This is a genomic window from Sphingobium sp. FW305-3-2-15-F-TSA7, assembly GCF_058787155.1.
In genome coordinates this window covers 113,306-124,466 of sequence record NZ_JBYSZM010000014.1, presented here as the reverse complement: position 1 = coordinate 124,466, position 11,161 = coordinate 113,306, and the positions used below count along the sequence as shown (strand labels likewise).

The window sequence follows — 11,161 nt, the reverse complement described above, 5'->3', positions numbered from 1 at the left end:
GCGCGATGGTCAGACGAGTTGCCGCTCGCGCAACAGGGGCGTCTCATCGGGATCTCGCCCTGCAAACGCCCTGAAGGATAGCATCGGATCGCGGCTGTTGCCGGACGCGAGAACCTCTGTGCGGAACCGAATTGCCTGTTGGCGATCGAAAATGTCACCCGACGCGGTGAAGATCGAAAACGCGTCGGCATCCAGCATTTCCGACCAGAGATAGCTGTAATAGGCGCTTGCATAGCCGCCGTCGAAGACGTGCGTGAAATGAGTGAGCCCTTGGCGCGGCGCGATTGTCGCGGGCATGCCGAGTTCGCCGAGAATATCGGCGGCGCACTCGCTGGCTGCGCCAGCGATATCCTGCCGCCGATGAAGGCTGAGATCGATGATCGCGGATGCGAGAAATTCGACCGTCGCGAACCCTTGGCCGAAATCGTCGGCCCGTCCGATCGCCTCGATCAGCGCGAGAGGAAGCCCGAGCGTCGACAGCGTCTCGGGCGCAACGATCCAATGCTCCATAAACTTGCTGGGAAATTCGACGAAGTCGCGTGCGACTGCGGTCCCGGCCTGGCTCGGATAAATAACGTCGGACAGCAGCGCATGCAGCGCATGGCCGAATTCGTGGAAAAGCGTTCGCGCCTCGTCGATCGAAAGGCCGGTGTCGGAGCCCGGCGGCGCTTTCGCGAAATTGGCGACCAGATAGACGATCGGAAGCACCGCGCCGTCGAGCCGCTCCTGAACCCGAAGCGATCCCATCCAGGCTCCACCCCGTTTTTCGGCGCGCGCGAAATAATCGGTGAAGAGCAGTCCGAGTGACCGCCCATCGGCTTCGCTGACGGCCCAGGCGCTGACCTCCGCGTGCCAGCCGGCCAGGTCTTCGCTGCGTTCGAACCGAAGGCCGTAGAGCTTGCCGGCCGTTTCGAAGGCGGCGTCCCGGACGCGATCGAGCGTCAGATGTTCCTTCACCGCGCCGCCGTCGAGCGCGTATCGGTCGCGGCGGATGACTTCCGAATAATAGCGCCAGTCCCATGGCTGGATCGCGATATCATCGCCGGCTTCCATCGCCGCGCGGCCGAGTTCGGCCTCTTCCCCTTTTGCCTTTTCGATCGCCGGTGCCCAGACGCGCAACATCAGTGCCTCCGCGGCATCGGGCGTCGTCGCCATGCTATCGACCAGGACATAGTCGGCGAAGGTGGCATAGCCGAGCAGTTTCGCCCGCTCCGCGCGCAAGGCGAGCATCTCGTCGATGATCGGATTATTGTCGTAGGGACCGCCATCGCAGCGGCTCACAAAGGCGCGCCAGATCGTCTCGCGCAAATCGCGGCGCCGTGCGAAGGACAGGAAACCCTCCACGTCGCCGCGATCGAGCGTGATCAGAAATTTTCCGGCATGGCCGCGTCCCTCTGCGCGCCGCGCCGCAGCCACCCTCATCGGTTCGGGCAGGCCGTCCAGATCGGCATCGTCCAGATACAATTCCCAGCCGGCGGCGCAGGCTAGGACATTCTGGCCGAAGTGCGTCGATAGGGCGGAAAGCCGCTGGTCGATCGCCGCGAAACGCGCCTTGTCCGCTTCACCCAGCCTGGCGCCTCCATTCACGAAACCCCGGTGATAATCCTCAATCAATCGTTTTTGCGTCGTGTCCAACGCCGGGTCTTCGCGATTGCCCCACACCGCCTCGATGCGCCTGAAAAGCGCTATGTCGTGCGAAACCTCAGTGGCGTGACGGGTCAGCATGGATGCGATATCCAGCTCGACGGCCCTGATAATCTCATCACTTTGTGCCGAGGCAATCGTCCCGAAAATCCGGCGCACGCGCGCCAGGCGCGTACCCGAGCGTTCGAGCGCGGCGATCGTGTTCTCGAAAGTCGCAGGCTCGGGGTTGGCCGCGATCGCGGTGATATCGACCGCGGCTTCGGCAATAGCCTGCTCGAAAGCGGGTTTGAACTGCGTCGAATCGATCCGCCCGAAATCGGGCGCGCCGAGGCGAAGATCGCTCTCGTCGAGCAGCGGATCGGGTGCATTGGTCTGGTTCATGCGGCCACCACCTCATCCGTATGCACGTCAAACCCCACCAGTCGTGCCGGTCCGAATGTGGTGGTGAGCGCCGTGTCCGTGGCATCACGGCCGCGTGCCATGAGGATGCGGCCGATGCGCGGCCTGTTGTGGCGCGCGTCGAAACTGTACCATGCGCCGCCAAGATACACATCGAACCAAGCCGAGAAATCCATCGGAACATCGCTCACCGGCATGCCGATATCACCAAGATAGCCGGTGCAATAGCGCGCCGGGATATTCATGCATCGACACAGCGTGATCGCGAGATGCGCGAAGTCCCGGCACACGCCGGTCTGTTCCTGATGCGCGTCCCATGCCGTCTTGGTGGCACGCGCATGATGATAGCCGAACTCGATATGATTGTGGGTGAAGTCGGCGATGGCCTGGACACGCGCCCAGCCCGGCTCGACGGCGCCGAACAGCGCCCACGCCGTTTCGGACAGCCGGTCGGTTTCGCAATAACGACTGCCGAGCAGGAAGATCAGTACATCGTCGGGCAGGTCCTCGACCGCGTGCTGGATGGCATCGGGCGCCGCGATATCGGGCAATCCGTCATCCTCGATCGTGAAATCGCAGGCGAGACTGAGGCCGCCCGGCGGCACGGTCGCCCGCGTGCACACATTGCCGAACGCATCGAGATAGTCGTAGATCGGGATATCCGGAGATGCCGTAATGCGGTGCGGGGTCTTCAGGTCTTTGTGACGTGACGGATGAATGCTCAGCATCGCCATCATCGGCGTCGCGACCTCCGTATCATATCGGATCTCATAGCCTGCGCGAATCAGCATGTCTGGGGCTTTCGGGCGCCGGTTTCGGCGGTGGGAGAAATGGGAGCGGATGCCTCGACCCGGGTATCGACGGTCACCGTCATGTCGAGGAAGCTGCCGGGAAAGCCGATCCAGCTTCCGGAGATCGGGACTGCCTGGTAAATGTCGCGCGTGACCGCAACCCGGATCAATCCCCGGCTGCCGACGATGCCGTTGGTGGGGTCGAACTCGACCCAACCCGAACCCGGCAGATAGACCCGGACCCAGGCATGAGTGTTGCCGCCGCCGGTTCGATGGTCCGCGACAGTGGGGTTATAGACATATCCCGAGACGAACCGAGCGGCGAAGCCGAGCGCGCGTACCGCCTCGATCATGAGCATGGCATAGTCCCGGCAGGTGCCCTTGCGCCGGCTCAGCGTTTCGATCGGCGTCTGCGTGCCCTTTTCCGGGCGGGACACATAAGTGAAGTCTCGCTTGATCGTCTCGGTCATCGACGAAAGGAGCGCGAGCGTGTCGGTATAACCGTCGGGCTCCAGGAACCCCCGCGCCCATGTGTCGATCTCCCGCAACGGATCGAGATGCTGCCGCTCGATCGAGCGCAACAAATCGGGCATTTCTTCCGAGGAATAGGTGAAGGGATAAAGCCGCGCATAATCCTCGATATTGACATTCTGCACCTCGGCGGGGTCGTGGCGAACGACGACCCGGCTATCGAATATGAGTGTCTTTGCCCGGCGATCGAAGGTCGCGATCGCGACCGAATTGCCGAACACGTCCTGGAGCCAGCGCAGATCCGATGGCGGCGGATCGATGAGCAGGGAGGCGTCGAGAAGATGCTGGTCGTAACTCTCGCGCGGGCGCACCATGATCCTGTGTTCGCCGAACGCGACTGGCTGCCGATAGCTGTATCTGGTTACATGGGACAGGTTCAGCAGTGGCATTGGAGGTCCGTGCATGATGAGCGAAACGGGCGAGTCGCTCCTGTCGGCCGGCGATCCACCGGCCGTCACCGTCATCAACCCCGGCGGGCGCTCATCGTTCCTGCTGCTGGGCGATCATGCCGGAAATGCGATTCCCTCCGGGCTTCGATCGCTTGGTCTCGCCGAGGCCGATCTGCGGAAGCATATCGCGTGGGACATCGGTGTCGGCGCCTTGGGCGCTACACTTGCGGTCGCGCTCGATGCGCCTTTCATTCGCCAAACCTATTCGCGACTGGTCATCGACTGCAATCGCGACCCCGCCCGGCCCGATGCGATCATCGAAACGAGCGATGCGATTGCGATCCCCGGCAATGCGAATTGCGATGAAACCGAGCGGACCGCGCGATATACTGAAATCCATCGCCCCTATCATGACACCATCGCGACGGAACTTGCGCGAAGGGACAAGGATGGGCGCACCACGATCCTGATCGCCCTCCACAGCTTCACGCCGGTGATGGATAAGCGACGAAGGCCATGGCAGATAGGCATTCTCCACGCCGATGGCGACGCCAGATTTGCGCAAGAATTGCTCAGGCTTCTGGGCATGCAGGACGCCCTCGTCGTCGGCGACAACCAGCCCTACCGGATGGACTCGACCGATTACACGATCCCGCGCCATGCCTATGGCGCGTACCGCCGCTATGCCGAGATCGAGATTCGCCAGGATCTGCTGTCGACGCAAAAGCAATGGGCGGACTGGTGCACCTTGTTTGCCGAGGTCTTCGAAGCGGCAATATGAGGAGCCTATTGTCGTCTAAATTGTTCTCCTTATGCAAATAGGAGGCCTGAAATGCCGGCAACATACAAAGCGCAGAACGGTTCCGGCCCGACACCATTGGGCTCGATGAAGTCATCGCTGCCGGCGCTTCGGCCCGCAGCATCCAAGCGGAGATCCATATGACCGACCCAAGTACGTCTACGCCCCAAAAAAGCGCATCCAAAACCGCTTCGGACAGTACCGACAAAGAAACCTCGAATGCCGCAAAGCGTGTCGAAAAAGGCGATCCCAAGCCGAAGGACGTTAATCCGCTGGCGCCACCGGTCAATATTGAAGCGGGCAGCTGAGGATGTGCTGAACAGCGCCTGTTTCCGGTGATCGAGACCCGGCAAGGGCGAAGAGCAATCGGTTATTTCTTCTCTGCCAATTGAAGTCAGAATGGGGGCCTGGATTGTGCGGCGCAACATACGCCATGCCGTATGAACCACGACGCACGCGGCCATCGCATCCGGGAACTTTAGCCCGGCCTCCAAATTCAACCCTCTACCGTCCATAATGCGGTGACATCCCCCGAAAGGAGCTGCCATGCCCATGAAGCTCAACGGATCGTGCTGGTGCGGCAGCGTGCGGTTCTCAGCCGACAGCCATGCCCCCGTGCCGTTCATGCGCTGCTATTGTTCGATATGTCGCAAGACCGCCGGCGGCGGTGGATATGCGATCAATCTCCACGCCGACATGCGGACGCTGGAGGTCGAAGGCGCCACCAGCGTATTTCACGCGAAGCTCGACGACGGGCATGGCGGGTGCCGCGTCAGCACGGGCGAGCGGCATTTCTGCGCGCGATGCGCGAGCGCGCTATGGGTCTTCAGCCCGGAATATCCCGAGCTCGTCCATCCCTTCGCATCGGCGATCGATACCGAACTGCCGAAGCCGCCGTCGCTCGTCCATATGATGTTCTCGTCAAAGGCGACATGGGTCGAGCCGGAGATCGGCCCGCAGGATCAGTGTTTCGAGGAATACCCCGAAGACGCGCTTGAGGACTGGCATCGGGCGCATGGTCTCTGGATCGACTAGGCGTCCAGGACCGCGAAAAGCGACTGCTCAAGGATAAGGTGAGGATTTCAGCAGCCCGGCGAGATGGGCCGCATTGCTCGTGACGGCTCTGTCAGACCAATGAGGCAGCTGTTAGCAGGCGGGAATGACTCGCAGATCCAGGGCGAAGCCGCCTAGCCCGTTTCGCTGTTTCAACTCGTCACCCGAGGTGATCCGGCTCGTGGTGCTGATGTATGTCCGCTTCCCGCTTTCGTTGCGGAACGTCGAGGATCTGCTTTTCGAGCGTGGCATTGACCTTTGCCACGAGACGGTGCGCTACTGGTGGAACCGGTTCGGTCCGATGTTCGCCGGCGATATCCGCCGCCAGCGCGTCAGCCGGATGCGGGGCTTTCGCCACTGGCGATGGCACCTCGACGAGATGTACGTTAAGATCAACGGCGAGATGGTCTACCTCTGGCGGGCGGTCGATCACGAGGGCGAGGTGCTCGAGAGCTACGTCACCAAAACCCGCGATAAAGCCGCTGCGCTGACCTTCATGAAGAAGACCCTAAAACGGCACGGCAGCCCTGAGGCGATCACGACCGACGGGCTGCGATCATATGGTGCCGTTATGAGTGAGCTTGGAAACCGCCACAAACAAGAGATTGGAAGGTGGGCGAACAACCGGGTCGAAAATAGTCATTTGCCACTGCGCAGGAGGGTGCGGGCGATGCTCAGGTTTCGAAAAATGAAGAGCCTGCAGAAGTTCGCATCGGTCCATGCCAATCTCCACAACCACTTCAATCTGGAACGCCACCTCGTCGACCGACAAACCTACAAAGAGCGCCGCTCAGCTGCCCTTGCTGAGTGGCAAAACCTGGCGCCTTAGGCTGCCAGCTTCAAAGACCCAGCCCCGCCATGTGGAGAACGGTTCGCGTTAGACTGACAGCACCGCCAAACCCTTCAAAACGGGCCGAATTCTCAAGAATCGGCCCCCTGGGTGAGCGTTTTAAGGCAAGCGCCATCTCGTCGATCGGCAAACGTACAAAGAGCGCCGCTCAGCCGCATTGGCCGAGTGGCAAATCCTTGCGAGCTAGGCCGCCAAATTCAAAGACCGAGTTCCGCCAACTGGAGAGCGGTTCGCGTAAGGCTGACAGCACCTCAGCCGCTATTTCGGCAGCACCCATTTGATTGTGCGGCTGGATCGCGATTCGATCGGCATACCATATTGGTCTATCGCCGGCGTATAACGCGCGCGCCGCATGATCGTATCGCAGCTCGCGGCATCCAGATCCGCATTGCCGCTGGACTGGACGACCTTGCAATCAGTGGCGAAGCCAAGAACCGTGATCTTCCACTCGACACGTACACTGCCCTCCGCCCCCGCACGGATCGCAGCGACGGGATAATCCTCCGAGCCCAGCCAACGTGCAGGCGGCGGCGGTTGCGGCGCCTCATCCGCTTCCTGTGCCGCAACCGGCGGTGCCACGATCAGGGCGGCGAAAAGAAGATGTTTGGTGCGTCGGTGCATCAATTCTTTAAACACCGAATTTCGGCCTATCGTCAAATCGTTACGCTTCAAGACCGCCGCCGCCATTCCATATCGCTGTCCGTCGTCCGAGCACAAATTCCCACGCGCAGCAGGATCACGGATGCGAGCACTCAGTTCGTCAACGCGATGCCAAACCCACAGCCGGTGAGACGCGAGGCATTGCATCTCCTTGGCGAAGTCGCCGAGCGCCCGGGCAAAGATCTGCCGATATTGCCTGATGTCCAACCATGTACATGTGATCGCGATGTCATCCGATGAGGACGGACTGCGCACCTTCGCTGACATGCATCGACGCTTACCGGCTTCATCAATGCCCGGAACCGCCGGACCGGTCCTTTATGACAAGGCCATTCCGGCGCCATGGTGATGGACGAAGAGCATCTGGCACGTGCAGTGCGCCTGCCTATCACCGAACCCAGCCAAGCGCCCGCCGGAGTCAGCCGTGCACGAGCGCCAGGGCCGCCGCGAGCGGCCGTTCGTCCACCCAGGACGAAAGATCGAAATCCGCGTCGAGGAAGCCGTGGACGAGCAGGAATTTCTTCTGCTGTTCGAACAGCTCCAGCCGGTCGACATCGAGCGTCGGGTGCAGGGTGCGGTGGAAATCCTCGCCATAGGCGCTGATCACCGATTCGACGCTGCCGCGCGTCTCCGACTGGAGAAAGCCGCGCAGTTCGTCGACATTGTCCGCCGCCCAGTCGGCGGCGCGCAGCGTCGCGGCGAGGAAACGGACGAGATGATCGAAATGATTGTCGATCAGATCCTGGTGAACGGTGATCGGCCGCGGCGTGCCGTTATTAACGCGGAACCGGGGGTCGGGAAGCCTGTCGAGATCGATGCCAACGACGACACCCGCTTCACGCGCACCGTCGAGCGCCGCCGCGCCCTTGACGTAGACGGCGTCGACCCGTCCGTCGGCAAGCGCATCGATCGCCCAGATCCGGTCGAGCCTGTCGCGGCCCGGCTGGCTGTCGCGCCCGCTCCCGCCGATATTGCGGATCGTGCCCGGCACCTCGACGAAATCGACATCGTCGAAAGTCAGGCCAACCGAGGCCAGCGCACCCTTGTATCCGTGGAGCGACATGCCGCGCGTGATGCTCGTCCCGCGGACATGGCTGGGAATCTCATGTGCGGTCCAGGCCGGAAGCGCGAGCCGCTTGCCCTTGAGATCCGCGGCGCTCGATATGCCCGACTCCGGCCGGACAAGGATGACCTGGCTTTCCTCGATCCAGGTCAGCCCGACGAGACGCGTCGGCTCCCCCTGCGCGCGCGCCGCGATCGACAGCATGTTGCCGCCTTCGCGGATGAGCGTCGGCAGGCGATGGTCATAATGATGCCGGCCCAGTTCGGGCCCCGATTCCTGGAGCGTGCGCACCGGAATCCCTTCGGCTGCGAATTCATCCTCCAACCATCCGAGCTTGTACGCGATCCCCGTCGCGGTCGGCACAGGGCAGCGGGTGAACCAGATTTCCGACGGCGCCGATTGCGGGGATGGAGCGAGTTGCGTGGCCATGGGATCAATTCCTCTCGTTCAGCAGGCCCGAACAGGCCCTGCGTCCCTTTCCGCAAAGGCCATGCCAGTTCAGATCCCGCACGAATCCGCGGTTCGCAATGGGCGCGAACGCCGTGAGGCTGCACAGATCTGCGCATCGCTGTTGATATCTGCGTGGCGCGCGTGCGCGTCAGATCAGGTCGAAATTCTTGAGGTGAGTCCGGATCACGTTGCGGGTCACACCGAGCGCCGCCGCCGTCCGGATCTGGTTTCCGTCGCTTGCGCCATGCGCCGTGCGCACCGTCGCGGCGACGAGGCGATCCAGGAGGTCGGCCTGCTCTTCCTTCAAAAAGGCCGCGACCAGCGGCACCAGCCGGTCCTCCAGGCTCTTGCCGGCGGCATCATGCGACGGCGCGCTGTCCCATGATATGGCCGATGCCAGCCCTAGATCGGGAACCTCGATCAGGCCGTCGCGGCTGGTGAGCGTCGCGCGATGGATGGTATTTTCGAGCTCGCGGATATTGCCCGGCCAGGAATAGGCGAACAGGGCCTCCTCGGCGGTCGGGCTGAGGTCCAGCCGCTCGGCCTTGATGCGATCACCATAGATTTCGAGGAAATGGCGCGCGAGCGGAAGGATGTCGGCCCGCCGCTCGCGCAAAGGGAGCAAGGGCAGCGACACGACCTGGAGCCGATAGAAAAGATCCTCGCGAAACCGGCCGGCGGCGACGGCCTTGCCGAGGTCGATATTGGTGGCGGCGATCAGCCGGATGTCGAGCGGCACGGCCTGGCGCGAGCCGAGCCGGACGACCTCGCGCTCCTGAAGCACGCGCAGCAGCTTGACCTGAAGCGCGAGCGGCAGATCGCCGATCTCGTCGAGAAAGAGCGTGCCGCCATTGGCGGCCTCGAACCATCCGGCCCGCATGCCCGCGGCCCCGGTAAAGGCGCCCTTCTCATGCCCGAACAGTTCGGATTCGATCAGCGTCTCGGAAAAGGCGCCGCAGTTGATCGCGACGAAGGGTTGATGCGCGCGCTTGCTGAGGCGATGGACATAGCGCGCGACCAGCTCCTTGCCCGTGCCGGTCTCGCCGGTAACCAGGATCGTCGCATCGCTCGGCGCCGTCCGTTCGATCAGCGGTATCAGCGCACGCGAGCGCGGATCGGAAAAGACGAAGGCACGGGCGCGGATCGTCAGCGAGTTGGCGCCGTCGCGATCGAGCGACAGCACGCGTGGCGCGCCTGGCCAGCCCTCGCCCGTCCCTTTCATGCCCGTGTCCCTGTCGGGCGCATCGTTCGGCGCTGTTGCCGTCATATCGCCTCCGAAGCCTTGGATTCGGAATAGCAGATTCTTCTCAATCACTTTAGTAGAAAAAGCTTGGCAAGGGCAAAGCTGGCTTGTCGGCCGGGGTGCGCATTCCGTTTATTCGTCATTCCGGCGAAAGCCGGAATGACGTGATAGGTCAGCGGCGGCAGCCCATTACGCCACCTTGCGCGCGGTCCTGAGAGCGAGCGCGGCGTCGAGGGGGCGGCGGTCGACCCAGGCATCGATATCGACCGCATGTTCGAGAAAGCCGTGGAGACGGAGAAACTCCTCCTGGATCCGCAGCAGGTCGACCCGTTCGGCCGAGATGTCGGGGTGAAGCGAGCGGTGGAAATCGTTGCGATAGGCCTCGGCCACGCCCGCGGGCCCGGCCAATGTCTCGCGTTCGAGGATCGGCTTGAGCTCGGCGAGGTGCGTCGCCGCCCAATCGGCGGCGCGCAGCGTCTGGTACAGAAAGCGGACGACCAGATCGAAATGCGCCTCGATCAGATATTCGTCGACCACGATCGGCCTTGGCGTGCCATTGTTGATCCGCGCGAACCGGCTTGGATAGACGTCGAGATCGACGCCGACGACCAGGCCCAGGCGCTGCGCGGCCTCCGCCGCCGCCGCGCCCTTGACATAGACCGCGTCGACCCGGCCGTCCGCCAGCCGGTCCAGCCCCGCCCAGATCCGTTGCATGCCCTCGGGTATCTCGAAATCGACCCGTGGGGCGGGCACGTCGATGAAGCGCACGTCGCGCAGGTCGAGCCCGGCGAGCGCCAGCGCGTTCTTGATGCCGTGCAGCGACATGCCGCGCACGATGCTGTTGCCGCGCGTGTCCGCATAGGCGGGAAGTGCGACGCGCAGCCCCTTCAGGTCCCTGGGTTCGAAGATCTGCGACCCTGGCCGGACCATGATCGCCTGTCGCTCGTCGATCCAGGTCAGCCCGATGACCCGGGTCGGCGCACCGAGCGCGCGTGCGGCGAGCGCCTGGATATTGCCGCCTTCGCGAAACACCGCTTTCGATTGATGTGCGCCGTCGGGACGCACGATCCGCATCCGATCCTCGCGTTCCCACGCCACATCGATACCGTCGCGCGCGAATTCCTCGGTGAGCCATCCCAGCGACCAGGCGACACCCGACGCGGCGGGCACCGGACAGCGTGTGATCCAGATCCGCTCCAGCGGCTCTCCACCGCGCTCCGCCTTCGCCATGCTCTCCGATCCTTTCCGCGCGGTTCGCCGTCCGAATGGGTTCGTCGGCGCACCTTGAG

The 11,161-nt window shown here is 62.9% G+C and carries 11 protein-coding genes; 4 read left to right on the top strand and 7 right to left on the bottom strand.

Features of this window, described 5'->3' with window-relative positions; genetic code table 11:
* Positions 1–9 precede the first annotated feature (9 nt).
* Genes AC3WN8_RS13280 through AC3WN8_RS13270 form a run of 3 tightly spaced genes read right to left on the bottom strand, consistent with a single transcriptional unit; the run spans position 10 to position 3,754 of the window.
* Complete coding sequence (locus AC3WN8_RS13280; RefSeq protein ID WP_492669910.1) at positions 10–2,025, bottom strand: M3 family metallopeptidase; 2,016 nt, start codon at positions 2,023–2,025, stop codon at positions 10–12.
* Entirely contained in the window at positions 2,022–2,834 is an 813-nt protein-coding gene (locus AC3WN8_RS13275; RefSeq protein WP_492669909.1) for a transglutaminase-like domain-containing protein, read from the bottom strand. Before AC3WN8_RS13275 ends, AC3WN8_RS13280 begins: the two co-directional genes overlap by 4 nt.
* Positions 2,828–3,754, bottom strand: coding sequence for a transglutaminase family protein (locus AC3WN8_RS13270; protein ID WP_492669908.1), 927 nt, complete (start codon positions 3,752–3,754; stop codon positions 2,828–2,830). The genes AC3WN8_RS13275 and AC3WN8_RS13270 overlap by 7 nt, the downstream gene beginning before the upstream one ends.
* 13 nt (positions 3,755–3,767) lie before the next feature.
* On the opposite strand from AC3WN8_RS13270, the gene AC3WN8_RS13265 reads away from it, so the two are divergent.
* From AC3WN8_RS13265 to AC3WN8_RS13250, 4 genes are all read left to right on the top strand, one after another.
* A complete protein-coding gene (locus AC3WN8_RS13265; RefSeq protein WP_492669907.1) occupies positions 3,768–4,535 on the top strand; it encodes an N-formylglutamate amidohydrolase in 768 nt (255 codons plus the stop codon).
* A 158-nt stretch (positions 4,536–4,693) separates the two neighbouring features.
* Positions 4,694–4,861 (top strand): hypothetical protein, encoded by a 168-nt coding sequence (locus tag AC3WN8_RS13260; RefSeq protein ID WP_492669906.1) that lies wholly within the window; start codon positions 4,694–4,696, stop codon positions 4,859–4,861.
* A 238-nt stretch (positions 4,862–5,099) separates the two neighbouring features.
* Complete coding sequence (locus AC3WN8_RS13255; protein WP_492669905.1) at positions 5,100–5,588, top strand: GFA family protein; 489 nt, start codon at positions 5,100–5,102, stop codon at positions 5,586–5,588.
* Positions 5,589–5,712: 124 nt separating this feature from the next.
* Complete coding sequence (locus AC3WN8_RS13250) at positions 5,713–6,435, top strand: IS6 family transposase (protein ID WP_492669904.1); 723 nt, start codon at positions 5,713–5,715, stop codon at positions 6,433–6,435.
* 279 nt (positions 6,436–6,714) lie between these two features.
* Here the strand turns inward: AC3WN8_RS13250 and AC3WN8_RS13245 are convergent, their stop codons facing one another.
* The 4 genes from AC3WN8_RS13245 to AC3WN8_RS13230 all read right to left on the bottom strand — a co-directional run bounded on the left by AC3WN8_RS13245 (position 6,715) and on the right by AC3WN8_RS13230 (position 11,102).
* Complete coding sequence (locus AC3WN8_RS13245; RefSeq protein ID WP_492669903.1) at positions 6,715–7,383, bottom strand: energy transducer TonB; 669 nt, start codon at positions 7,381–7,383, stop codon at positions 6,715–6,717.
* Between the two features lie 151 nt (positions 7,384–7,534).
* The gene (locus AC3WN8_RS13240; RefSeq protein WP_492669902.1) at positions 7,535–8,608 is read right to left on the bottom strand and encodes an ABC transporter substrate-binding protein; all 1,074 of its coding nucleotides are present in this window, start codon (positions 8,606–8,608) and stop codon (positions 7,535–7,537) included.
* A 169-nt stretch (positions 8,609–8,777) separates the two neighbouring features.
* On the bottom strand, positions 8,778–9,896 hold the full coding sequence (locus tag AC3WN8_RS13235; protein ID WP_492669901.1) for a sigma-54 interaction domain-containing protein: 1,119 nt from the start codon (positions 9,894–9,896) through the stop codon (positions 8,778–8,780).
* 165 nt (positions 9,897–10,061) lie between these two features.
* Positions 10,062–11,102, bottom strand: a complete 1,041-nt coding sequence (locus AC3WN8_RS13230) for an ABC transporter substrate-binding protein (RefSeq protein WP_492669900.1) — start codon at positions 11,100–11,102, stop codon at positions 10,062–10,064.
* Between the last annotated feature and the right edge of the window lie 59 nt (positions 11,103–11,161).

Bases quoted from the DNA above. Each gene is read 5' to 3' on its own strand.
- AC3WN8_RS13230 (WP_492669900.1), bottom strand. From the start codon at position 11,102: ATGGCGAAGGCGGAGCGCGGTGGAGAGCCGCTGGAGCGGATCTGGATC.
- AC3WN8_RS13235 (WP_492669901.1), bottom strand. From the start codon at position 9,896: ATGACGGCAACAGCGCCGAACGATGCGCCCGACAGGGACACGGGCATG.
- AC3WN8_RS13280 (WP_492669910.1), bottom strand. From the start codon at position 2,025: ATGAACCAGACCAATGCACCCGATCCGCTGCTCGACGAGAGCGATCTT.
- AC3WN8_RS13250 (WP_492669904.1), top strand. From the start codon at position 5,713: ATGACTCGCAGATCCAGGGCGAAGCCGCCTAGCCCGTTTCGCTGTTTC.
- AC3WN8_RS13240 (WP_492669902.1), bottom strand. From the start codon at position 8,608: ATGGCCACGCAACTCGCTCCATCCCCGCAATCGGCGCCGTCGGAAATC.
- AC3WN8_RS13245 (WP_492669903.1), bottom strand. From the start codon at position 7,383: ATGTCAGCGAAGGTGCGCAGTCCGTCCTCATCGGATGACATCGCGATC.
- AC3WN8_RS13255 (WP_492669905.1), top strand. From the start codon at position 5,100: ATGCCCATGAAGCTCAACGGATCGTGCTGGTGCGGCAGCGTGCGGTTC.
- AC3WN8_RS13265 (WP_492669907.1), top strand. From the start codon at position 3,768: ATGATGAGCGAAACGGGCGAGTCGCTCCTGTCGGCCGGCGATCCACCG.
- AC3WN8_RS13270 (WP_492669908.1), bottom strand. From the start codon at position 3,754: ATGCCACTGCTGAACCTGTCCCATGTAACCAGATACAGCTATCGGCAG.
- AC3WN8_RS13260 (WP_492669906.1), top strand. From the start codon at position 4,694: ATGACCGACCCAAGTACGTCTACGCCCCAAAAAAGCGCATCCAAAACC.
- AC3WN8_RS13275 (WP_492669909.1), bottom strand. From the start codon at position 2,834: ATGCTGATTCGCGCAGGCTATGAGATCCGATATGATACGGAGGTCGCG.